Origin of the sequence: Thalassobaculum litoreum DSM 18839 (assembly GCF_900102465.1) — a bacterium.
Taxonomy (GTDB): domain Bacteria; phylum Pseudomonadota; class Alphaproteobacteria; order Thalassobaculales; family Thalassobaculaceae; genus Thalassobaculum; species Thalassobaculum litoreum.
In genome coordinates this window covers 520,392-542,721 of sequence record NZ_FNBW01000001.1, presented here as the reverse complement: position 1 = coordinate 542,721, position 22,330 = coordinate 520,392, and the positions used below count along the sequence as shown (strand labels likewise).

Sequence of the window (22,330 nt, the reverse complement as noted above, 5' to 3'; positions counted from 1 at the left end):
GGGTTCTCCGGAGCATACGGGTAGGCTAATGAAGCTTGGGACGATGACCGGGGCACAAGGCTCCGAGGCAGCGCGTTTCGGACTTCTGATGCCCGTCATCGGCCTGATCGCCGTACTGGTGATCACGGTTTTCGCCGTCGCCTGGCTCGCCGCCGACACCCAGGATCGCCAGGCCGTCAGCGCCATGCGCCATACCGTGGGCAGCATCGTCGATGGCAACCGGCGGGAATTGGGAGGCTGGACCGCCGACTACGCCTACTGGGACGCCTTCGTTGAGCATGTGGTCGTCGAACCGGACCCGGTCTGGATCGAAGGCAATGTCGGCCTCTACGCACGGGAGAACCTGGCGGTCGACGTCACCCTCGTGATCGACGGCTCCAACGAGCCTTACGTGATCTCCGCCGCCGAGGATCTCGACGTCGAGGGCGACCTGCTCACCCTGCCGCCGGCGCTGGTGGATCTTGCCCGCGCCGCCAGGGGCGGTGCCGGTCCCCTGGAGATGCGCCCTGAGCCGCAGCAGACCTATATCCGGTTGGATGACACGGTGTTCATGGCCGCTGCCGCCGTGGCGAAATGGGAAAGCAAGCCGGATCTGCCGGCGCGCAAGGGCGGTCCGGTCGTCCTGATGTACCTGCGGCAGATCGACGAGACGATGCTGGCCCAGTTCGGGGCGGACTACATGATCAACGGCCTGACGCTGGCGCCTGCCTTCGATCCGAAGGGGGCAGCGTTCGATCTGATCGGGATGGACGGGAGGTCTGTCGCGCAGCTCGCCTGGATCAACCCCACCCCCGGAACCGAGTTCCTGCGCAGCCTGAGGATTCCGATGGTCGTCATCCTGGCGATCGCCGCGCTCTTCCTGGCTTGGATTTTCGTCCGTTTGCGCGCCGTGTTCCGCAAATTCGTGGCGAACCAGGAGGCCTTGATCCAGCGGACCGAGGCCCTGCGCATCGCCAGGGATGAGGCGGACCGGGCCAACCGGGCCAAGACGGAGTTCCTGGCCCAGATGAGCCATGATCTGCGCACGCCGTTGAACGCGATCCTCGGATTCTCCGAGGTGATCGCGCTCCAGACTTTCGGTTCCGACGCCGCGGCCGCCGTCCGCTATCGGGACTATGCCCGCCAGATCCATACCGGCGGCGACCACCTGCGCTCGCTGATCGACAGCATTCTCGACGTGGCCCGGCTGGATGCTGGCCGTTACGAACTCCGCAGCGAAACCGTCTCCCTCGACGAGGCGATCGAGACCTGCCTGTCGCTGCTCAAGGACACACTCGAGGCAAAAGCGCTCAAGATCACCGCACCGAGTTCCGGGCTGAGTGTGTGGGCCGATCCCAACGCTCTGGAGCAGATCCTGCTCAACCTGGTCGGCAACGCGGTCAAGTACACCCAGGCGGGTGGCGCGATCGCCATCGGTGCCAGTCGCACACCGAGCGGCATCGCCGTCGCCATCAGCGACACCGGCCGGGGGATGTCGCAGGCCGATGTGGCGTCCGCCTTCGAGCTGTTCAGCCGCGGCGGGGCGGGACCGGGCACGACGACCGAGGGCGCGGGGATCGGGCTCAGCATCGTCAAGCGGCTCATCGACTTGCACGAGGGGACCGTCCGCATCGACTCCGCGCCCAATCTCGGGACGACCGTGACCTTCGTCCTGCCTGAGCGACCCGCCCTGCCGGAGGGCGCTTAAGCCCTTGTCTGCGTGCACTTACGGGGTGGGGTGCGGTCTGCCCGCGCGGCTTCTCGCGGCCGATACACGCGGAACTTGATACGGAGGGGCTGAATCGTGATATTTCGGCGCCGCAACATTGCTGGAAATCGGCGATTTTGCTAAGATTTAACGAATCAGTCGGCAATTCGATTCCGACCTGTTCACCGCCGGCATGATCCTTGTCGAAACCTACGATCGGAACCCCTCGGTTGTCTGACTCAACACCCGGTCCGCACGACATCGCACCTGTCTCCATCGAAGACGAAATGCGCCGCTCGTACCTCGATTACGCCATGAGCGTAATCGTGGCCCGGGCGCTGCCCGACGTCCGCGATGGCCTGAAGCCGGTGCACCGTCGCATTCTCTACGCCATGAAGGTGGGCGGCTACGACTGGAGCCGTCCGTACCGCAAGTCCGCCAACATCGTCGGCGCGGTCATGGGTCAGTATCACCCGCACGGCGACAGCGCGATCTACGACGCCATGGTCCGCATGGCGCAGGAATTCTCCATGCGCCTGCCGCTGGTCGACGGCCAGGGCAACTTCGGCTCCATGGACGGCGATCCGGCGGCGGCCATGCGCTACACCGAGGCCCGCCTCGCCAAGGCCGCCGAGGGCCTGCTGCGCGACATCGACAAGGAAACCGTCAACTTCGTCCCGAACTACGACGAGACGACGGAAGAGCCCTCGGTGCTGCCGGCGGAGTTCCCGAACCTGCTGGTCAACGGCGCCGGCGGTATCGCCGTCGGCATGGCGACCAACATCCCGCCGCACAATCTGGGCGAGGTGATCGACGCCTGTCTGGCAATGGTCGACAATCCGGGCATCACAGTCGACGAACTGATGCGCCTCGTGCCGGGACCGGATTTCCCGACCGGCGGCCTGATCCTCGGCCGCGCCGGCATCCGCGACGCCTACCACACCGGCCGCGGCTCGGTGGTGATGCGCGGTCGCGCGGTAATCGAGGAGATCCGCAAGGACCGGATGGCAATCGTCGTCTCCGAGATCCCGTACCAGGTGAACAAATCCCGCATGATCGAGCGGATCGGCGAAGTCGTCCGCGATAAGGTGGTCGAAGGGATCTCCGATCTGCGCGACGAAAGCGATCGGGACGGCGTGCGCGTCGTGGTCGAGCTGAAGCGCGACGCGGTACCCGAGGTTGTGCTGAACCAGCTCTACCGCTTCACCCCGCTGCAGACCAGCTTCGGCGTGAACATGCTGGCGCTGAATGGCGGCCGGCCGGAGCAGATGAACCTGCGCGACGTGATCTACGCCTTCGTGCAGTTCCGCGAGGAGGTGATCACCCGGCGCACCCGCTTCCTGCTGAAGAAGGCGCGCGAACGGGCGCATATCCTGGCCGGTCTCATGGTGGCCATCACCAACCTGGACCCGGTGATCGAGCTGATCCGGGCATCCTCCGACGCCGCCCAGGCGCGCGAACGCCTGTGCGCCAGGGCCTGGCCGGCCGGCGACGTGGCGCCGTTCATCGCGCTGATCGACGATCCGGGGCACAAGGTGCAGGACGACGGCACCTATACCCTGTCGGAGATCCAGGCCCGAGCCATTCTGGAGCTGCGCCTGCAGCGTCTGACCGGGATGGAGAGGGGCAAGCTGATCGAGGAGGCGGAGGAGATCGCCGCCAAGATCAAGGACTTCCTGGACATCCTGACCTCGCGGACGCGTCTTCTCGACGTGATGCGCGGCGAGTTCCTGCAGTCGAAGGAATCCTGGGCCAACCCGCGCCGGACCGAGATCGAAGAGAGCGAGTTCGAGCACGACATCGAGGACCTGATCCCGCGCGAGGACATGGTCGTCACGGTCAGCCATGCCGGCTACATCAAGCGGGTGCCGCTGACCACCTACCGCTCGCAGAAGCGCGGCGGCAAGGGCCGTTCGGGCATGGCGACGCGCGAGGAGGACGTGGTCAGCAGGCTGTTCGTGGCCAATTCCCACGCGCCGATCCTGTTCTTCACCTCCCGCGGCCAGGTCTACCAGCTCAAGACCTACCGCCTGCCGGAAGGCACGCCGCAGTCCCGTGGCCGGCCGATGGTCAATCTGCTGCCGCTCGAAGAAGGCGAGTGGATCCAGACCGTCATGCCGATGCCGGCGGACGAGGAGAGCTGGAAGCAGCTCCATGTCATGTTCGCCACCGAGGCGGGCACGGTGCGGCGCAACGCGCTCAGCGACTTCACCAACATCAACAAGGCCGGCAAGCGCGCGATGCGGCTTGAGGGCGACGACCGTCTGATCGGCGTGATGCCCTGCACCGACGCCGACGACGTGTTCCTGGCCAGCCGCGACGGCAAGGCGATCCGCTTCCATGTGACCGATGTGCGCGTGTTCCAGGGGCGCGATTCCCTGGGCGTGCGCGGCATCCGGCTGCTCGGCGAAGACAAGGTCGTCTCCATGTCGATCCTGCGCCGCTTCGACATCGACGGGGCCGCCGGCGGCGAGGTCGATGCGACCGACGAGATCCGGCGTAGGCACATTCTGACGGTCACGACCAAGGGCTTTGGCAAGCGCACCCTGATCGACAATTACCGCCTGACGAACCGGGGCGGGCAGGGCATCGCCAATGTCGATCTGACCGACAAGAACGGGCTGGTCGCCGGCTCGTTCTCGGTGGCCGACAACGACCAGATCATGGCCGTGACAGACAAGGGCCAGGTGATCCGTTGCCCGATCGGCGACGTGCGCGAGACCTCGCGCCAGGCCCAGGGCGTCTATGTCTTCCGGGTGGCCGAGGAAGAGAACGTCGTCTCCGTTTCCCTGGTCGGGGAGACCAGCGAGGAAGAGGCGGTGGAGGACGTGATCGACGAGGCGATCGAGTCCGGTGAGTTGGGGGAGAGCGGGGACGACACCCCAGAGGCTCCCTCGGGTGATGCGGACGAAGGGGGAGAGGCGCCGCAATGACCGATAAGAAGACGCGCGTGGGGGTCTATCCCGGCACGTTCGATCCGATCACCAAGGGTCATATCGACATCATCCGCCGCGCCAGCAAGACGGTCGACCACCTGGTGGTCGCCGTCGCGCGCAACGCCGGCAAGGGTCCGCTGTTCAGCCTGGACGAGCGGGTGGAGATGGTGCGTGACGAGATCGCCGACATCCTGGTCCGCAACCGTGAGGACGGGTTCATCGGCACGATCGAGGTGAAGCCCTTCGGTTCGCTGCTGATGCATTTCGCCGAATCCCAGGGGGCCAGCGTGATCATCCGCGGCCTTCGGGCGGTGTCCGACTTCGAGTACGAATTCCAGATGGCCGGCATGAACGCCCGCCTGAACCCGAAGATCGAGACCACCTTCCTGATGGCCTCGGACCGCCACCAGTTCATCTCCTCCCGCTTCGTGAAGGAGATCGGACGGCTCGGTGGGGAGATCACCGAGTTCGTCTCTTCCAGGGTGGCCGAGCGGGTGATGCATCGCTTCGACGGCGATCCCGCCAAGGACAGTCAGGCGAAGCAGACCGGACCGTTTACCGGATAACGACACCGGATCGGGCGCGCGAGCGCCGCCCGGTCCGGGGTTGAGCGGCCGGCGATAAACTCAATTTTAAGAATGTCTCGGTAAAAGTGCTCCCATAACCAAGGAGCATTGAGCTGATGGCGCTTGAGACCAGCTACGATCTGCCCGCCTCCCCGGGCGTCTTCGATAACCTGTGCCGACCCGGGATCCTGGTCACCGCGTCCTATGTCGCGATCGCCACGCTCTATATCGTCTTCTCCGACCACCTCGTCGCGCTGATATCGAGCGATCCCGAGGTGCTCATGGACCTGCAGATGACGAAGGGGCTGGCCTTCGTCGCCGTCACGGCGACGGCCCTCTTCCTGGCATGGACGACGCTCGAAAAGCGGGAGCGGCGCGAACGCGCCCGCTACGAGAACACCCGCAAACGCCTGGATGAGCTGAGCAACGCCCTTCCCAATCCTCTGGTGGTCCTGAATCTCGACGGCGATCTCGTCGAGTGGAACACCGCGAACCAGGCGGTGCTCGGCTATTCGTTCGAAGACCTGTCGGGCATGAGCGTCGATGATCTGGCGCACCCGGACGACCTGGCGAATGCCAAGGCTGCGATCGATCACGTTCGCACGACCGGTCGCGCGGCCAGCGCCGATGTCCGCGTCGTGACGGCGGACGGCAAGGTCCTGTCCTATCGTTGGCACGGCGCCCCACTGTTCGACCCGGATGGCGCGGTTTCCGACATCGCCGTGGTCGGCATCGACATGACCGACCTGAAGGACACCCAGGATCGGCTGCGCGGCGCGCTCTGCGGGGTGAAGCACGTGCTGAAACAGACGGTCGACGCGATCGCCATGGCCGTCGAGAAGCGCGATCCCTACACTGCGGGCCACGAGAAGCGTGTCGCGGTTCTCGGCCTCGAGATCGCGCGGGAAATGGGCCTGTCGGAGGATGCCTGCGAAGGGCTGGAGTACGGCGCGCTGCTCCATGATGTCGGCAAGCTGGCGGTCCCCACCGGTATCCTGACGCGGCCCGGACGTCTGACCGACAGCGAGTTCGACGTGGTGAAGTCCCATGCCGAACACGGTTACGACATCGTGCGCTCGATCGATTTTCCCTGGCCGGTCTCCGACATCGTCCGCCAGCATCACGAGCGCCTGGATGGGTCGGGATATCCGCAGGGGCTCAAGGGCGAGGAGATCTGCCAGGAGGCGCGGATCATCGGCGTCGCCGATGTGGTCGAAGCGATGTGGAGTCACCGGCCGTACCGCGCCGGCCTGGGCATCGATGCGGCCCTCGACGAGCTGCGCGCCGGCAGCGGCACCCGGTACGATGCCGACGTCGTGAGGGCCTGCGAGACGGTCATCGCCCGCGGCTTCGCCTTCACCCCCGGCACGGCATGACGGCGCAGCCGTCAACTCTTGACCCGCGTGGTCGGGCAGGGCGATGGATGCGCTTTTGCGTCCACTTTTACTTGACCCGGCGGGACGTGCTGCCTAGCTTCCGGCCACCCTTTGGCGGGCGCGTAGCTCAGTTGGTAGAGCATCTGACTTTTAATCAGACGGTCACAGGTTCGAACCCTGTCGCGCTCACCACTACTTAGACGACTTATCCACAAGTCGGAATTCGCCAGGGGTAACACTGGGGTAACAAATGCAGGCGATATGAGAGGGGATGGAGCTTCCGACGTCGCCCAGCTCGCCCGCCTGTCGGAACATTGGCGCATTGTGCCGGAAGGTAACGACCGCCAGAGCCTAGGGCAGGCCTATCAAAGCTGGCGAGGTCGAGCGGCACCGACAGCGACCGGGATTCCCCGCATTGGTGAGACTCACGCAGCCGCCAGAGGCTCAGCCTTAGGTCGGTATGCGGCGGCGGTGAGGGCAAAGGGGCACCACGGTTCCGGCCTCAATTAAGTGCGTGCGGCGCGTATAGATTCGAGACATTGCCGTCACGGCAATCGCGAAACGCTGAGATCGATGGGAAAGGATTCCCGCACAGATAGCGACGAAGGGATGGGGCGACAGACTGTTCGCTTCTTTGACCACCCATAACTCTTTCCAATCCAAACAGAAAATCACCGCAAGGTCACCTGCGCAGCCGACATACCGAGGGGAACGTTCACGAGCGCGTTATTCGGGAAACTTGTAAATTCCCAACTTTTCAGCTTGGTTTAATCGATAGACATGATCGTCAAATGACCTTTCCCTATACATCTGATCAAAACAAATATCGACAACATTACTGCTTGCTGCGTTTACATTAACTTCTGCGCAATAAACAGAAAGTAGCACGCTCTTTGGTAAGTTCGCAGATTGTATTCGTATTTTTACAGCATCTTCCGGAAGACTCTCCCATTTTTTCTCTGGAGATTCAACCGCCAATGCTTGAAACGGCGCAACAAACAGCATTAAAATCATCCAAAATCCAACAATATGCACCGAAACATCCTAGAATTAGTTACAGAAGTGCGCAGAATAATGAACGCTCCGAGAGGTCGCAACGACTAAAGTATCAACCAATATAAGAAACTCTCTGCTGTGTTGAGCTTGACGTGGCTGCGTAGGGCCCTCAATCCCCCAACCCGTCGAGCTTTCCCTCCGGGCGATCGATTGACGCTTTCATGGCCACGGACCGTAACTCCAGGGTAATGGCGCTGTAGGCTCGCACAAAGAAAACGTCGGCATAGTTTGCCCTCCAAGACGGCGGTCTTCCAGTATTCCCCGCCGTACTTCGCCAGGATATCGTCGTCTGTCATCGGTCAGGATCTCGATGTTCCTTCATCTCCGCGCGAACGTCTTCCTCATTCATCTCGTGAGGGAGACGGAAGCCTTTTTCGACCCGGAACCTTTCTGGCGCTCTAACGCCAAAAGGCTCTTGCAGCGAGGTTGAAAGAGCCATCAGCCCTCTAGCCGCAAGTTCCGGATCCCATCCATGGCACGTTCGCACAAAGTACCGGACGGCACCCGTGGCCATCTCGTCAGCGGCCGTGACCTTCACTGACAGCCGACGTAAATCCTCGGAATGCACCCTTAAGATCTCTGGACCATCTGGTCGGTAGAGGTTGCCATCTTCGTCGTGATCGAGAAGCCACGAACCTACATTTGCCGTGAAGATAAGCGCCTCGTAGGATTCACGCCGAAGCTGCCGCAGGTCGGTATATGGGGCCCCAAAAAGGTGGAACGTTATCCATCCAACACCACCCAGCGCGAGCGCGAGAATTGACCCTGCAACGTGCTCCAACATGGATCAGCACCTTCGCGGCAATGACACCACTCTATCTTACCATGACCACGCGGTGCTCAATGCTCGCCCCATCACTGCACGGGGCAGGCGCGATGATCGATGCGGCGTCACACCCCTAACCAGTCCAGCAGCTCCCGCCTGTCGGTCGAGGCTTTCATAGCCATCGGCTTCAATTTGAGTGTCATGGCGCTGTAGGCGCGAATTAGTAGAACGTCCGCCGAGTTTGCTAATAGGACCGCTGTTTTCAGATCAGGGCCACGCGCTTCGGAATACTGGCGTGCGGCGGCCTCAGTCGACTCGAACTCGCTGACCTCCATCATGGCGAGAGAGGCGTCGGAAAAATCCCAAAACACATGTCGGAATGTTGCCGTAGGAAACGTGCTGTTGATGAAAGAAATCAGGTGGGCGCCAGTCGGGTAGCCGGTCACAACCATCTGGATCGTGATGTCGTTGAGCATCGACGACTTCAGACCGACGCTGGCTGCCATGCGGTTCCCACCCGTCGTTTTGAGCTATCGCATTCAGTTTGATGCGATTTGATTTCAATGGTGATGCATGGGGTATGCGCTTGCAAATCCCGATTCCGAAAAGAAAGAGGGCGCCAGCGAACCGGCGCCCCTCGCGCAGCAGGTACAGCGTCAGCCGCAAATAGTACCCTCTCTGGCAGTTGCCTGGAGCGCCGCCATCCTCCGCGAGACCTCGAGCTTGTCGGCCGGTGACAGATGCGGGGCGAGGATCGCGGCGAGCCGGTCGGCGAGCGGCAGGACGTGCCGCGCCTCACCGACGGTTGTCGTCTTCTCGTCGGGCGTCACCATGTCCAGCAGCAGGCACCGGAGCGCTTCCACGTCAGGGGTGTTGCCGGTCATGCCTCACCGCCTTCCCCGTCCATCGCCGGAAGAACGGGAAGGCCCATGGCGTGCAGATCCGCGCTGATCTTCCGCCGGTCCCCCATCGTGGTGTGGTGGGCGAATAGCCGCTCCGTCGAGCCGGTCCATTCCTCCTGCCAGAGCACGGCAACGGCGCGAACAAGGCTGTACCGCACAGCATCCGCAATCCGTGCCACCCGGCCTGAGTACTCGTCAGACACGCCAGGACGGGGCGCGCGTTCATACGCGAGTGATTCAAGGTCATCGACCTTAGACCGCAGGGTCAGCAACAGGGCGCCCACTTCGCGCGGGTCGGTCGGTGTGGCGGCGCCGAACGCCTCGAATACGAGATCAGCCAAAGCCCCGCCTTCGTCCGGCCGGTCCAGCTCGTCGGATTGGTTCATGTGGTCGCCCGCAATCTGCACCAGCGACCAGATGATCGGGGCGACGGTTTCACCTGCCGTGCCGGTCATGCCACACCCCCTTGCCGCAGGTCGCCCGCGACTTCCGTGCGCAGCCTGTCGAGCATCGGACAGGTCCGGCCGATCAGGACGTGCCCTTCCTCGACCAGTCGCAGCAGCGTGGACGGCGGGATATCGCACCCGGCGCGTTCCTCCGCCATGACGGTCAGCTTGGCGACAAGACCCGCCATCGTCGCCGGGACCATGGCAGCGACCTGATCAGCAACCGCCATCTGTGCCGTGGTGGCTGCGATCTCGGCGGGTGTCTCTTCCCACTCCCCAGGATCGCGGGGAATGGCGTAGAGCCGTGCCAGTTCCGCCGACAGGGCATGGAAGCGATCAGAGAGTGCGATCAGATCCGCGTCAGGATTCGACAGGGCAGCAGCCGTCCCGGTGCTGGCGGCGATCGCGGGGACCGCGAGACCGGCAAGGGCCTGGCGGCGGGTGATGGTGGGCGTTGTGCGATTTAACATGACATCCTCCATTGTGCAAAACACACAATAGATATGTCATTTCCACCACTGTTCTGTCAACACAATCATTGTATATTTGACACAACGCTCCCCAGCGCCTATAGGCAAGGAATGGTGACAGGCACTCAGATACGAATGGCGCGCGCGGCAGTGGGTTGGTCAACCCGTAAGCTGGCCGACGATGCAGGTGTACATCACAACACGGTAAGCCGGATCGAGCGCGGAGAGCCGACAAACAAGGGCACCCTCTTGTTGCTTCAGCAGGCCTTAGAAGCCGCCGGCGTCGAGTTCATTCCGGAAAACGGTGGCGGGGCTGGGGTGCGGCTCACGAAGAATTGATTGGGCACGGGAAGACCGCGAATGTCGATTCTAGCAGAAATCTCAGCATTCGTAGCATTGGCAGTCTCTCTCCTTAATGCCGTCTATACACTCTTGCAATACCGAAGGGAATCTATAAGACAAGATCATGAAGATATGCCAATTATTGAAGCTTCTGCACATCTAAATGATAAAAAAAACTTCGCTGAAGTACCAATTGTAATACGAAATACCCGGTCATCTACTATTCTCATCGAAAGCATCACTATCACGGGCTGGAAAAACATATCTCTACATGGATATTTCGGAGACCCAGTACAATTTGACGATATAGAACTAATGGATATCGAATCAAATTCTGATACTACAAGATATAAATTAGATCCGATTGACGATTCGCATTTTAACTCACATTCGATAGCGATTGGGTATTATAATTACTTTATTCCCAGCAAAAATATAGAAGATAAAAGTTTGAATATTGAGATCATTTTTTCATGGCAAAATCCAGAATTTCGCCGAGTTCGGGTCCGTAGAACCGTCAGGCTGAGCAAGTCCGACATCGAGAGGCTTCATTACAGCGTATGACCGGCAATACGGCGGGCAGTCGTGGTTGGTGCGGCAGATCTCTCTTTCCCGACCCGCTCATCGTCACAGAGAGGTGTCCGGCCACCGACACGGTCGCCTCGGTGAGATCGGCGTTCAGGCGATTGGCTTAATGTGTTCGAGTTAAGGAGTAGGGCATAGTCTCAGGAGCCTTCGATCTGTCCCAGAGCCCACTGTTTCAGAGCTTCGACTCCCACGTCCTTGATGACCTTCAGCGGCATGGACGCCAACTCCGCCGGCGAGAACGTGTTCTTTATCTGTCCCCAGACGGTATCATTGCATCCGCCGTTTCGTGACCTCGTCCCCCCGTTACACAGAAATCCGGTAACGGGTTACGGCAGTTGTGTAACAAATTTAGGCAGCCGGCTTTTGGGCTTCCGACTTCCCGCTCATGGCGTCGGACAGATAGCCGGCCGCGGCCACGGTCGCCTCGGTGAGATCGCCGGCGCAGACTTCGGCCACGGTCTTCTCGACCATCTTGGCATTGGTGCGGGGACGTCCCAGGGCGATGTGAATGATTCCGCCAACGGCGTTGACGTCGAATGCCTGCACGCGCTGGATCGCAGGCACCAGCCCGCCGAAGGCCTGCGATATGTCCATCATCGCCCGGGCGGTCGGGACCAGCATGACGGTCTCGCCGTTCAGCGTCAGCGGGTGCCCGGCGGCCGGGGTGGTCTTGGGGGCAGTGGCTTTTTTGGTGGTCATCGGTATCTCCTAGCTATCGGTCATGGATGGGCTGGCCTTTGCATCGGCCCCTAACGCTTCAGCCACCATGGCGGCGAAGGCATCCTCTTTAGCGTCCGGCTCGGCCAGCTTCTCTTTCGCCCAAGCGACGGTCATTCCGCCGGGCAGCAGCTTCGCCACGATCTCGGCACGCGCTATGTCCAACTGCTCTTTCACAGCCGCCTTGCCTTCCCGGGTGCTCATCGCGGGCGCCAACAAAGGGCGGATCGTGGCAATGGAGGCGTCGGCCTGGCGGTTCGCCAGATCCTCTGCACGGGCGATGAATGGCAGCGAGCCATCCGGCCAGTCGGCAGCCATGGCTGCGGCCATGTCGGCCCGCAAAGCGTCCCACTGCGGCTTGAACCGACGCTCGACGCCACGGCCTACAGCGGCGATTGTTCCACCGGAAATCATGCCGCCACCTCGCTCTGAGCCATACGGAAGGCGGCCACGTCCTCAGCGTTCGGATCGAAACCCAACGCGGCCACGTCTCGGTCGTAGCCATCGAAGACGGCAGCGATCCGTTGGCTGCATCCGGTCTTGGTGGCTACCGATAGGTGCAGGACACCGCCGACACACATGGTCGCGTCGAAGCGATCACGGATTCGACCCTGCGCCATCGCCATGGCGACGAACTGCGCCTCAGCGACCTGTCGGGGAATGGCGAGGTTGCCGCATCCAGGGGCGAGGTAGACGCCACGAACGAAAGAGCGCGGTTCCCAGGTCACATCTCCGCGCCGCTTGGCCTGCTTCACCACCAGATCGCCGGCAGAGTCCGACCATCCAGCAACCGTCACTTCAAACCCGCCACCGTCGCAATCGTCGTCACTCAGTTCGCGGATGAAATCGTTCGCCAGCGCTTCGGCCTGATCGACCGTTTCGGCCTCGCTGGCAAGCGCATCGAAGCGGTCGCCAGTGGCTACCAGACCCCGTGTGCTCGAGATGAACCGACCCGAGGGGGCGACCTCAGCCTTGCGCTCGCACAGGCTCACCGGGCTGCCGAGAGCGTTGTAGACGATGGTATCGGTGCCGAACCAGACGGCATCCTGCAGGAAGGCGATGTTCAGGACTGACATTTGAAGACCTCCATGACTTCGGCGGCGAACTCTGCCGCGAGGTGATCGGGAAAATCTCGGGCATCCGCGACCTCAGCTTCCATCTCAGCCATGGCGCGCTCCGCGTCTTTCACGCGCTGGCTGTTCTGTTCCCAGGCGGTATTCAGCCGTTCGGTCTCCGCGATGGAGCCCCGGATCTGCGCCTCCAGATCGTCGGTGATCTCCAGGCCCTCGGCCCGATACTTGTTGATCGTCTGTTGTATCCGGGCCTCGTCTTCGCCCAGCTCCAAGCGGGTGCGGGCAAAGCGTTCCTGTGCGCCCAGGTCCGCGACGATTTCATCGATTTTGAGAGCGTCGGCGCGGCGTTCTTCCAGGCCCGTTAGATCCTCCAGAATGGGCAAGTAAGTCTGGCCGGTGCGGGCCATGACTTGGCCGGATTCGATCGCTTTGGCGTTCGCCTTGTTGAACGCATCGGCCATGCCCTCCGCCCGGTCCAGCAGATCGGCGCGTTCTTCGAAAGCGGTCAGGGCATCCCGGCCACCCATGCCGAACGCCTCCATGGCTCCGCTCGCCGCGAAGAGCTGCTGCTGAATGTCGTTGAGGTTGTCGGTGATCCGCTTCGCTGCCGTGGTCGGCAGTATCCTGTCCGCGACCGTGCCGTCGCCACTGGTCGGAGCAATGGCGCCCGTTCGAATGCGCTCAATCGCGGCCTCGACCTCTGCCAGATCGGCCCGCGCACCGGAAAGCGTGCCGAACCAATCATCCGGGTTTGTCTGCTCCAACGTGGCAATCGTCTGCCGTAGAGCCGTGGCGCGCTCTTCTAGAATCTCCATGGACTGCATGGAAGCCGGGCCGAAATTCGCCTGCAGCCTCTCGCCCATCCAGTCGAATGCATTTCCCAGACCGATAACGGCATCCGCCATCACTGACGATGCACCGGACACCTCGTCGGCGCGGCCAATGAAACTGACAAAGCCATTTTCAAGAACGGTGAACGCTTGGCCTATCGTGCTTTCGGTCTGTTGAAACTGCGCATCGATGTTCGGGAGCTGGGTCAGGAAGGCGTTAAAGAATGCCTCGGATGAGACGCTGCCATCGTTCACCAGCGTCCGGAGCCGCGAGACACTGCCGCCGGCCTTGTCCAGACCATCGGCCACGGCCTGAGCGATCCGGGGGGCGCCTTCAAGAATGCTGTTGAATTCCTCGGCGCGGACGATCCCGCCGCCAATGGCCTGCGAAAGCTGGAGCAACGCGCCCGATGCGGTCGCGGCCGAACCGCCGGACACTGCCAAGGCTTTGCCGACGCCTTCCGTGAACTCCAAGAGCTGCTGCTGATCGGCGCCCAACTCCTTCGCAGCGACAGACAGGCGGGCATAGAGCTGCGCATTCGCGGACAGATCGGTGCGGGTGCGCTGTGCGATCGCAAGAAGCTGGTTAGTGACCTTCGCGGCCTGTTCGGTCGAGCCAGTCGCCACGGTGAGGGAGTTTTGAACCTGTCGCCAGGCGTCCGCGTATCGCCCAATCTCGCGGACACTGAGCGCCACACCGACTCCAGCAAGGCCCCGGGTTAGCAGGCTTCCTGCCTTGTTCACGCGGGCCATGGCGTCATCGACGCTCTTCATGTGCCGCGAGGTTTTGCGGTCGAAGTCGGCGATCGTGCCGTCCGCCTTGCGCAGTTCGCGACGGAGCTGTTCGGACGTGGCATCAAGGCGAACTAGGAGCTGTTCAGTCGTCACCATCAACGGCCTCCATCACGATTGTTTCAGGCTCGAATGCATCGGCCGGCAGGCGGTCGGCTTCACCAGGCAGCAGCAGGTTTAGGCGATGCAGATAGCTCGCCTGCGATTCGAATGTCGGCGGGTCCTCGGGATCAATCGCCGGTACGTCCAGTGAGTTGCCGATAAGGCTGTAAGTCTCGATGTCTGAGGACGTGATCCAGCGCACGGGCAGTCCCAGGTGGAACCGTGGCAGGGTGCAGAGGGGGATAAAGTCAGGCGTGCCGGTTCCGCCGAAGCGCTCGCGTGGTGTGGGCAGATCCGTCAGCAGGGCGGGCCACGCCTCCGGATCGGCCTTAGCAATCGGACGATCAGCCGCAAGGCGCGGTGCGGAGAACCGCCACCAGCAGGTCGGCCGAGTGCCGGGGTGATCCATCGCCCATTGAGCGACGATATCGGCGCCGTAGCGGTCCCAGGATTTGCGCAGGTTCAAGCCACCGGAGAACCACGGGCAGGTGTCGTGCTCCAGGGCGAAAACGTGGAACTTTCGCGCGTCTGCGGGCAGCGGCATATCGTTCATGATCGCCCAGCATTCCGGCGATATGTCCGGCTGTCGGTTGCGGCTACGGCGTCGGCGCGTCGTCGGCATCAGCGGCGTCCCCCGCTCGGACGGTTGGCCAGCGGCTCCAAGTCTAAATTCAGCTTGCCCAGTGCCGTGATCATGCCGGCGCGGCTGTCGCGCTCGACCACCAGCATCGGGTTCGCCTTAAGCTGACCGAAGCGGTCCCGACAACTTGCGCCCTCGCGCTTTATGATGCTCTGCGCACCCCGCATTCGGCAAAACGCCTCCAATGCGACGGTCAACAGCAGCAAGCCGGCATCATCGTCGAGCCCGTATTCCTCAACGATCTTCGACCACCAGGCCTTGGCCTCGACGGTTAGGTGCCGTGGTGGCGGCGGGTTCTCTCCGGGTCTGCGCGCAGTGCTAGCCAGATCAGGGCGAAGGGCGCGAATCTCTGCGGTTTTAGGAGGGGATTTTTTCAAAGCAAATCCTTCCGCGTACGAAGGTTTGACTGCCGCACCGGACCGTGACACGCGCCCAGAGGGCTTTTCACGGGTGCCCCCCCGGTGCCCTTCCGGTGCTGGTCGGTCGGCATTGCTCAGGCCTCCGTAGTAACCTTGCCGGCCATCACGGCGAGAATTCCGCCGTCCTGTTCGATCTCGAACACGGTGCTCGCCACGTTGCCGAACTGCTCGGCGGTCAGGTTCACGCCATGCTGCGCACCGATCTTGGCGGCGCTGGCGAGACACACACCGATGGCCTCTCCGATGGCCTCCTGCCGGTCGCTGCCGTCGAGCGTGGCCAGGGTGATGAATGCGGCGGCGGCGCGCTCGATCTCGGTGCTCAGTCGGTACAGGGCGGCCTGCTGCTGCGCGGTCATTGATGCGGGCATATTGGCGGTCTCCAGTTGGTGGTTGTCAGGGTCGGTCATCGGCTGGCCTTCCTCGCGGCGATAGCCTCATACGCGGCGATGGCACCGTTCACTGCGCCGAGCCTGATTTCGATCCGGTCAAGTGCGGCATGGAGTGGTGCCATTCCGGCGTCGAGCTCGCGCTCAATCATTGCGGCGAGGGCGTCGCGAAAATCGGCGGTAGGCTTGGTCATTGGTTGCTCCCGTGGTCGGTGGTGCGCGGAGCACCGATGGCGTGCTCTCCTGGGTGCTCCGCGCGACCGTCCGCGTGGTTCGGCATGCTCGCCGGTGCGGTTGAGTGCTGGTGTTGCTGGTGGCGCTGCGATGGCGCTTGCACGCGAATGCGCGGCTTGCCGGTCATCGGTTCGCTCCGTGCCTGCGCTTCCATCTGGGCGATCCCTGCGGCCAGCGCGGCGTTCTGCTCTTCGAGAGCGGCGGTGCGGGCCTTCAGGTTCTCGTGCGCTGCGCTGAAAGCGAGGGCGACTTCGGCGACCTCGACCAGCACTTTGCCCAGCGGCTCGTACAGGTGCCCCGCCTTCACCTTCGGCTCGATGTCGTCGAGGATGTCCTGCACCCGCTCGATCCAGAGTGCGCGGCGGTCGACCAGGTCGAGCGGCTCGCCGCGCTCCCGCTTGGTCTCGGCGACGGCGACTGCCACTAGGTGGCGCCGTTCCTGCTGCCGTCGGATCTCGGCTTCAGAAGGCTGCGGCTTGGCGGAAGCCGGCGGCGGTGCATCGGTCACGCTGTAGTGCAACAGCGGCGGCGTCTCGCGGGTCGCGGCCGGGGCGGGTGCCGGTGGCGCGGCGGGCGCGGGCTTGTGCCGCTCACGATATTCCCGGAGCGCGGTTAGGCGCTGTCGAGCTTCCCACTCTTCATCGGAGAGCTTACAGGTGGTGTACCAGCGCTCGTTCAGGTCGTCCAAGTCGGCGTCGGTCCATACGCGCGGCTCTTTCACCTTCGGGCGGCGCGGCTGTTCCGGAGCCTCGACAGTCTCGGTGATCGGCTCAGCGGCGACGGTGTCGGTCATCGTGCCAGCCTCCAAGCGGACTGCGGTATCGGTCCGTCGCTCGCCTTCGCGTGCCGGCGGCTGGCGTTGAGCAGCCGGCGCATGTTCTCGATTCCGCTGCGCAGGTCACGGAGGCGGGGCAGCAGCGAATTCGGCAAGACAAAGCCGCGCTGCCGAATCTCGACGGCGGCGACGGTGGCCGGGTCAACGAGGCGGTCCAGTTCGTTCAGCCGCTCTCCGACCGTGTCAGCGAGAATCTCGAGACCGTCGAGGAGCCGGGCGACCGTCGCGTCCTCAAAAGCCTTCGCTTCGGCTTCCAGTGCGGCCTGCGCGTCGTCCTCGGTGGCGTACAACCCGGCGAGGGTCTGCCCGATTTCGTCCGCTTGGGCGCGTGTGATCGCTTGCGGCTGGCCTGCGACCTGTCGTTCGAGCAGCCTCATTGCCTCGACGTGCTTGACCTGCCCGGCCTCGCGGGCGGCGACCGCACCATGCAAGGCTTGCTCGGCTTTGAGCAAAGATTCAGGCTTTGGCGGCACGGCCAACAGGTCGATGTAATCTTCGCCGGCTGGCTTGGTCTTGGCTTTCAGCATCGCCATGAACTCGACCTCGATCTCGGTTTATCTCTGAGAATATTACTCTGTTTCTGACGTGCAGTTGTTCTTATTTTGATCATTTGAATCAAACAACGTTTGATATTCTGACAAGCGTTCTGCGCATAGACGGAGCATGACCTCCGAAATAGCTTTCTCGCTGGTCGATTTTTTGGGATCTAACGTTCCCTTGGCGACCATTTGTCTTACCAAGCTGCGGGTCATTTGTTGCTGATAGAAGAAATCGCCGCGCTCAAGCGCCCTCATTTTCTCTTGGTGCTTGCGCCAACGGAGCGTGCTGTCTGCCGGGGTGCTGGTCCTGCGCCGGCTCACTCGACACCTCCAACGGGTTTCCCCTCCACCCAACGGTGGGGGAACCCGATATAGATATTTATATCTATAGGCACACACGCACCGCAGACCGCCCGCAATGAAATCAATAACTTACCGCACTTCCCGCAGACATCCCGCAGACACACCGCCCGCAATGATTTCAACAACTTACCGGGGGACTTCCCGCACTTCCCGCATCCGCTCATTGCGCACCTCGTGCGCTTCTGACGATGCAGTTTCGAGGGTGTCGATCTGGTCCAGTCGTGGTGCCGATGACGATATCGCCACGCTGAAACAGTGCCTCCATCGCCCTCCGCAATTCGGTCTTCGTGAACCGCTTTCCTTTGATCGGTGAAGCGGCCATGACCTTGGGTGCATAGCGGGGAGAGTTTGACGCGTCGGTGACGTGGCGGCCCTGAGTATCAAGCCGGTCCAGGGCAGCGAGGAATGCGTCTTCCGTATTGAGCCGGTCGATGGTGCCGACCATGCCGCTACCGCCCTGGTCCTCGCGGACAAAGGCGCCGTCTTGAAGGTGCAGGCGCCACTCTCCACCATCCGCCGAATAGTTACTCTTGGGGTGCTGGAGGATGCGGAGAGACCGATCCGGCGGGCCTTCATCTTCATCGGTATCGGGCCGTTTGAGATACAGGCGAGACCGCACGGCAGCGTTCCAGGCTGTTGATCCGCTGGTGCCGCTGCCGCTGGAGAGACCGGCCGCCGAAGGGTGCGCGGCGAGCAAAACGGCGCCGTCGATTTCCAGGGCGATCTGCCGCAGAGAGCCGATGAAGTGCCGCACCTGTCCACGGTGATTCTCATTCCCGCCGTACAGGTCGTGCAGGCTATCGAGCACCAGCAATCGGGCATTGGTGGCGATTGCGTGGTTCATCACGTCAGCGAGGAAGCTGGTCTCTTCTGGCTCACCTGTCCGCACGTCGTATCGGACCATCAAGTTGTCTAAGCCGACCCGGGGGACGTAAGTCAGCCGGTCGCCAAGATCTGCGAACGAAGCGCCCAAGCTCGGCAGGATCGCGGCCATGCGTCGGTGCAGCTCGTCCTCGTCATCCTCCGCAAAGAACCCAGCGGCCGGCATCTGATCGACGTGAAACCCTAGGAAGGGGCGGCCAAGGGCGACACACGCCAGCATTTGCAGCAGCAGCGTGCTCTTGCCGATTCCTCCGTCACCGGAGAGCATGACCACAGAGCCGGACGGCACCAGATCGGGAATGATCCAACGTCGAGGCGGGACGGGCCTACCCTCCAGGGAAGACGGGTAGATGACCCTAAGCCCTCGCCGCAGTCGGTCAGGCGCGGGCGAAACCGTAACGGGCGTGGCGAACTTCTCGACCTCAATTGCCGACATGGCGCACCTCCCATCCGAGAACGTCTAGGAAGGCCTGCCGCTCCGCTGTGTCTGGCGGTATTCCGCCGTCGTGCTCACCGATTGCCGCACGCTCATGCCAGGCAACAAGGCAATCATTCCAATCCATGTCGGCGGGCGGGCGAAGGTGGAGCACTTGACGGCCCTCGGCTGCGAACCGCTCCGCAGCACGGGACACCACTTTTTCCCCGGCCGGGTCGCCATCGGGGGCGAGAATGACGGTCTCGACCGCATCCGGAAGGATGACGTTGTAGAAACCGGATGTGCCCAGCACCGCCCATGTCGGATGCCCGGTCATCTCCACCAGCGACAGCGCGTCCTCTATGCCCTCGGCCAGCAGCAGCGTGGCGCCGGCCTTGGCGAGCCTGACGGCACCACCACGGATCGAACCAAGGGCCTTTTTCGGAGCGGCCACCGGAGCCTTGCCGGTGGCATCGGGCGTCAAAAAGGTCCGGTGGACTGCAACCAGTCGGCCATCATCCCCCTGCACCGCAGCGACCATCGCCGGATAGAACGTCGTCCGGTCATAGGCGAGCGAGCGGTGCCAACGGATCGAAGGCGGCGGCGCAACGCTAATGCCGCGAGTAGTCAGATATGCGAACGGTGGCGAGTCAGCCTCGCCCCAAATCGACCGGGCTTTGTCGGTGCGAACCTGTTCATCGTCGCGGCTGCCCTGACATTCTGTGCGACCTGTCTCCCGCTCCTCGACCTCGACCAAACCGCGATGGCGGATCTCGTCGGCTACGGCGGTGCTAGGGCAGCCACCGAAGCATGTGTAAAGCGGGCGGGTCTCGCCATCCGTCACCAAAAGCGACGGGTTGCGGTCGCCTTTGCCGTTGCCGTGAGTCGGCACCGGGCAGCGGGTTAGCCATCCACCACCGGAAGGCTTCGCGCCACTGTAGAGCGTGCGGGCGATAGTGCGGGCGCTGGTCATCGGCGCCCCCTCGGAAGAGAGCGGCCTTTGCGCGCCATGAAGGCCTCGGCGTCCGCGATGACGCGGCTGCGCCAGTCGTCGAGGCTCAGCGCGGCTTGTACTTCTGAGGCATTAGAGTTAAATTCTTGATCGTCTGGACTCCCAAGCCGGACAAAATCTGAGGCCCCGCGGTCCACTCGGACGGCGGGGCTTCGCACTTTTTCGCACACCATCTGTATTTACGCCGCTTTCCGAGGACGGGCCTGTTCCCAGGCGATGAGATCGGCGAGGCGCCAATATCGGCGCTTGGCGATGTAGTGTGGTGCGGGGAAATCCTTCGCCGTGTCAGCAAGCCAGCGATGCAGCGTCATCGATGTGACGCCATAGCGCTCCCACACCTTGCGTGCGGGCAAGAACTGATCGTCTGCGGAAGAATAATGGTCCATAGGATACGAACTCCACTGGTGTGGCGTTCGCGATCCGTCGTCGGTACCGTTGCCGGTCAAGGACAGACCGGAACGCCGTTAGCGTCACGATCATGCCTTGGGTCCGCGCCCTACGTGTTTCCCCCTGCTGGACCAAACAAGGGGCGCCTTGGGATAGTTAGAGACTTGGAGCCCGGCAGTGCTCCAGATCTGTAGCGCATCCCAACTATATATGGTTACGGTGTGTTGCGCAAAGGGATAATATTGTGTCCGCGATCAGCGCTGGTGATCGTCTCCACATAGTTCCCCCAAGTATCCAGAGCGGCGCGCATTTCCTCGATATAAGCGTGGCGATTATACACTGCCACGATGCCGCCGAGGCTTCCGCTGGTATGGTTCAACACCTTCTCGGCCACCTGTAGGCTGATCCCAAGGCGGGCCATGTTCGACGCCATTGTCCTACGAAGGTCATGGAACCGCCACGGCGGCATATCGTCTGCTTCATTCGTCGCAGCGGCTTCTCTTCTGCTCTTGTCGACCAGAGCATCCAAACGGTGTTTCGCCCTAGAATGTCCAGACACGGCCGTTGTGCCAGTCGTCGTGAAGACGAACCGGCGAGTGCTCTTGATCCGGGGCAGGGAGGCGAGTACCGCCACCGCGGCATTGGATAGCGGCACAATGTGTTCGCGGTCGGACTTCGCTCGAGTGCGCGGGATCGTCCAGAGCTTGTTGTCGATGTCGATTTCAGTCCAGGTCATGCCGGCGACCTCATTCAACCGCTGCCCAGTCAGCACTAGCATTTTCACCAGCCCTGCGAATGGCGGTCCTAGCTCTCCGGCCGCACTCCAAATTTCCGCCAACTCGACGTCAGACAACACTCGGTCGCGGGATGTCTCCTTATTCGGTGCGATACCCTTGGCGGGCGAATCTGGGATGATGAGCCGGTCATGTGCGGCCCACCGAAACAGCTTTCTCAGCGCGGCCAAGGTACGGTTCGCTAAGATCGGAGCTCGGGCGGTAATTTTGTCGAGCACATCAACCACATCACGCGGCGTAATGTCCTGAACTCGCTTCCGCTGCCAAGTCACAGCCGGGCCATCGGCGGCGAGGATAAGGGCGGCCGGGTCATTTGGATCCGGCATGAGCCCTATCAGGCGAGCAGTCTGCATCCATGTCCGGTTGCGCGGCTTCGAATACCGTTCGATGAACAGCTTCGCCACCGACACGAAGTTGTCACGGTCGGCGGCCTCGCGGCCGTTGGCGGCGCGCTTGGCCTCCCGTCGCTCGCCGGCTGGGTCAGCGCCCCGTGCGATAGCAGCCTGTTGGATCTTGGCCAGCGCCCGCGCGTCGGTGAGGGTGAGCACACCCCCTAGCGTCGGGTCTGCGGTCGAGCCGGCCGCGTCGGGCGGTACGGTTCCCAGGGTGAGCTTTCGCGGCTGCCCCCGGTGGCGATAGCGCAATGCCCAAGACTTCGCGCCGGAAGGCTGGATCACGAGGAACAGACCATCGGCTCCACCGTCCCGGATTTCACGGCGAGCGGTGCCGGCGGTTGCACTGTTCACGGATGCGACGGTGAGCTTGGCGGCCATTG

At 62.5% G+C, this 22,330-nt stretch carries 27 protein-coding genes and 1 tRNA gene; 7 read left to right on the top strand and 21 right to left on the bottom strand.

Features of this window, described 5'->3' with window-relative positions; translation table 11 throughout:
• Positions 1-88: 88 nt before the first annotated feature.
• The 5 genes from BLS34_RS02515 to BLS34_RS02495 all read left to right on the top strand — a co-directional run bounded on the left by BLS34_RS02515 (position 89) and on the right by BLS34_RS02495 (position 6,757).
• Positions 89-1,687 (top strand): sensor histidine kinase, encoded by a 1,599-nt coding sequence (locus BLS34_RS02515; protein WP_175474074.1) that lies wholly within the window; start codon positions 89-91, stop codon positions 1,685-1,687.
• Between the two features lie 230 nt (positions 1,688-1,917).
• Positions 1,918-4,620 (top strand): DNA gyrase subunit A, encoded by a 2,703-nt coding sequence (gyrA, locus tag BLS34_RS02510; protein WP_093147886.1) that lies wholly within the window; start codon positions 1,918-1,920, stop codon positions 4,618-4,620.
• Entirely contained in the window at positions 4,617-5,189 is a 573-nt protein-coding gene (gene coaD, locus BLS34_RS02505; protein WP_028794719.1) for a pantetheine-phosphate adenylyltransferase, read from the top strand. Before gyrA ends, coaD begins: the two co-directional genes overlap by 4 nt.
• A 116-nt stretch (positions 5,190-5,305) precedes the next feature.
• On the top strand, positions 5,306-6,565 hold the full coding sequence (locus tag BLS34_RS25785; protein ID WP_051244782.1) for an HD domain-containing phosphohydrolase: 1,260 nt from the start codon (positions 5,306-5,308) through the stop codon (positions 6,563-6,565).
• A gap of 116 nt (positions 6,566-6,681) precedes the next feature.
• Positions 6,682-6,757: transfer RNA gene (locus BLS34_RS02495), tRNA-Lys, on the top strand.
• Between the two features lie 534 nt (positions 6,758-7,291).
• Here the strand turns inward: BLS34_RS02495 and BLS34_RS25260 are convergent.
• The 6 genes from BLS34_RS25260 to BLS34_RS02475 all read right to left on the bottom strand — a co-directional run bounded on the left by BLS34_RS25260 (position 7,292) and on the right by BLS34_RS02475 (position 10,205).
• Positions 7,292-7,600: a hypothetical protein gene (locus BLS34_RS25260; RefSeq protein ID WP_139189071.1), complete on the bottom strand. Its 309-nt coding sequence runs from the start codon at positions 7,598-7,600 to the stop codon at positions 7,292-7,294.
• 313 nt (positions 7,601-7,913) lie between these two features.
• Positions 7,914-8,405 carry a hypothetical protein gene (locus tag BLS34_RS25255; protein WP_139189069.1) on the bottom strand — a complete coding sequence of 164 codons (492 nt, stop codon included), beginning with the start codon at positions 8,403-8,405 and terminating at the stop codon, positions 7,914-7,916.
• Positions 8,406-8,512: 107 nt separating this feature from the next.
• Positions 8,513-8,893, bottom strand: a complete 381-nt coding sequence (locus tag BLS34_RS02490; RefSeq protein ID WP_093147884.1) for a hypothetical protein — start codon at positions 8,891-8,893, stop codon at positions 8,513-8,515.
• Between the two features lie 150 nt (positions 8,894-9,043).
• Entirely contained in the window at positions 9,044-9,271 is a 228-nt protein-coding gene (locus tag BLS34_RS02485) for a hypothetical protein (RefSeq protein ID WP_093147882.1), read from the bottom strand.
• On the bottom strand, positions 9,268-9,744 hold the full coding sequence (locus BLS34_RS02480) for a hypothetical protein (RefSeq protein ID WP_093147880.1): 477 nt from the start codon (positions 9,742-9,744) through the stop codon (positions 9,268-9,270). Before BLS34_RS02480 ends, BLS34_RS02485 begins: the two co-directional genes overlap by 4 nt.
• Positions 9,741-10,205 (bottom strand): hypothetical protein, encoded by a 465-nt coding sequence (locus BLS34_RS02475; RefSeq protein WP_093147878.1) that lies wholly within the window; start codon positions 10,203-10,205, stop codon positions 9,741-9,743. Before BLS34_RS02475 ends, BLS34_RS02480 begins: the two co-directional genes overlap by 4 nt.
• Before the next feature lie 33 nt (positions 10,206-10,238).
• Between BLS34_RS02475 and BLS34_RS02470 the strand changes: the two genes are divergently transcribed.
• Together BLS34_RS02470 and BLS34_RS25250 are read left to right on the top strand one after the other, a co-directional pair.
• On the top strand, positions 10,239-10,544 hold the full coding sequence (locus BLS34_RS02470) for a helix-turn-helix domain-containing protein (RefSeq protein WP_425441416.1): 306 nt from the start codon (positions 10,239-10,241) through the stop codon (positions 10,542-10,544).
• Between the two features lie 21 nt (positions 10,545-10,565).
• Complete coding sequence (locus BLS34_RS25250; RefSeq protein WP_139189067.1) at positions 10,566-11,111, top strand: hypothetical protein; 546 nt, start codon at positions 10,566-10,568, stop codon at positions 11,109-11,111.
• Between the two features lie 372 nt (positions 11,112-11,483).
• Here the strand turns inward: BLS34_RS25250 and BLS34_RS02465 are convergent, their stop codons facing one another.
• The 15 genes from BLS34_RS02465 to BLS34_RS02405 form a co-directional block, all read right to left on the bottom strand.
• Positions 11,484-11,834, bottom strand: a complete 351-nt coding sequence (locus tag BLS34_RS02465; protein ID WP_093147876.1) for a hypothetical protein — start codon at positions 11,832-11,834, stop codon at positions 11,484-11,486.
• A gap of 9 nt (positions 11,835-11,843) precedes the next feature.
• Positions 11,844-12,266 (bottom strand): hypothetical protein, encoded by a 423-nt coding sequence (locus BLS34_RS02460; protein WP_093147874.1) that lies wholly within the window; start codon positions 12,264-12,266, stop codon positions 11,844-11,846.
• Entirely contained in the window at positions 12,263-12,928 is a 666-nt protein-coding gene (locus tag BLS34_RS02455) for a hypothetical protein (protein WP_093147871.1), read from the bottom strand. Before BLS34_RS02455 ends, BLS34_RS02460 begins: the two co-directional genes overlap by 4 nt.
• Positions 12,916-14,646 carry a tape measure protein gene (locus tag BLS34_RS02450; RefSeq protein WP_093147870.1) on the bottom strand — a complete coding sequence of 577 codons (1,731 nt, stop codon included), beginning with the start codon at positions 14,644-14,646 and terminating at the stop codon, positions 12,916-12,918. Before BLS34_RS02450 ends, BLS34_RS02455 begins: the two co-directional genes overlap by 13 nt.
• Positions 14,633-15,271, bottom strand: coding sequence for a hypothetical protein (locus BLS34_RS02445; protein ID WP_139189065.1), 639 nt, complete (start codon positions 15,269-15,271; stop codon positions 14,633-14,635). Before BLS34_RS02445 ends, BLS34_RS02450 begins: the two co-directional genes overlap by 14 nt.
• A complete protein-coding gene (locus BLS34_RS02440) occupies positions 15,271-15,666 on the bottom strand; it encodes a hypothetical protein (RefSeq protein WP_215906022.1) in 396 nt (131 codons plus the stop codon). Before BLS34_RS02440 ends, BLS34_RS02445 begins: the two co-directional genes overlap by 1 nt.
• Positions 15,667-15,782: 116 nt before the next feature.
• Complete coding sequence (locus BLS34_RS02435; protein ID WP_093147865.1) at positions 15,783-16,115, bottom strand: hypothetical protein; 333 nt, start codon at positions 16,113-16,115, stop codon at positions 15,783-15,785.
• Positions 16,112-16,288: a hypothetical protein gene (locus BLS34_RS25780; protein ID WP_175474073.1), complete on the bottom strand. Its 177-nt coding sequence runs from the start codon at positions 16,286-16,288 to the stop codon at positions 16,112-16,114. The genes BLS34_RS02435 and BLS34_RS25780 overlap by 4 nt, the downstream gene beginning before the upstream one ends.
• Positions 16,285-17,121, bottom strand: coding sequence for a hypothetical protein (locus BLS34_RS02430; RefSeq protein ID WP_093147863.1), 837 nt, complete (start codon positions 17,119-17,121; stop codon positions 16,285-16,287). Before BLS34_RS02430 ends, BLS34_RS25780 begins: the two co-directional genes overlap by 4 nt.
• On the bottom strand, positions 17,118-17,696 hold the full coding sequence (locus tag BLS34_RS02425) for a hypothetical protein (RefSeq protein ID WP_093147861.1): 579 nt from the start codon (positions 17,694-17,696) through the stop codon (positions 17,118-17,120). The genes BLS34_RS02430 and BLS34_RS02425 overlap by 4 nt, the downstream gene beginning before the upstream one ends.
• A gap of 36 nt (positions 17,697-17,732) precedes the next feature.
• Complete coding sequence (locus BLS34_RS25245; RefSeq protein WP_139189064.1) at positions 17,733-18,023, bottom strand: hypothetical protein; 291 nt, start codon at positions 18,021-18,023, stop codon at positions 17,733-17,735.
• Positions 18,024-18,225: 202 nt separating this feature from the next.
• Positions 18,226-19,383, bottom strand: a complete 1,158-nt coding sequence (locus tag BLS34_RS02420; RefSeq protein ID WP_093147858.1) for an AAA family ATPase — start codon at positions 19,381-19,383, stop codon at positions 18,226-18,228.
• Positions 19,370-20,335: a DUF7146 domain-containing protein gene (locus BLS34_RS02415; protein WP_093147857.1), complete on the bottom strand. Its 966-nt coding sequence runs from the start codon at positions 20,333-20,335 to the stop codon at positions 19,370-19,372. Before BLS34_RS02415 ends, BLS34_RS02420 begins: the two co-directional genes overlap by 14 nt.
• A 218-nt stretch (positions 20,336-20,553) precedes the next feature.
• The gene (locus BLS34_RS02410; protein WP_093147855.1) at positions 20,554-20,760 is read right to left on the bottom strand and encodes a helix-turn-helix transcriptional regulator; all 207 of its coding nucleotides are present in this window, start codon (positions 20,758-20,760) and stop codon (positions 20,554-20,556) included.
• A 215-nt stretch (positions 20,761-20,975) separates the two neighbouring features.
• Positions 20,976-22,328: a tyrosine-type recombinase/integrase gene (locus tag BLS34_RS02405; RefSeq protein ID WP_093147853.1), complete on the bottom strand. Its 1,353-nt coding sequence runs from the start codon at positions 22,326-22,328 to the stop codon at positions 20,976-20,978.
• Positions 22,329-22,330: the final 2 nt, after the last annotated feature.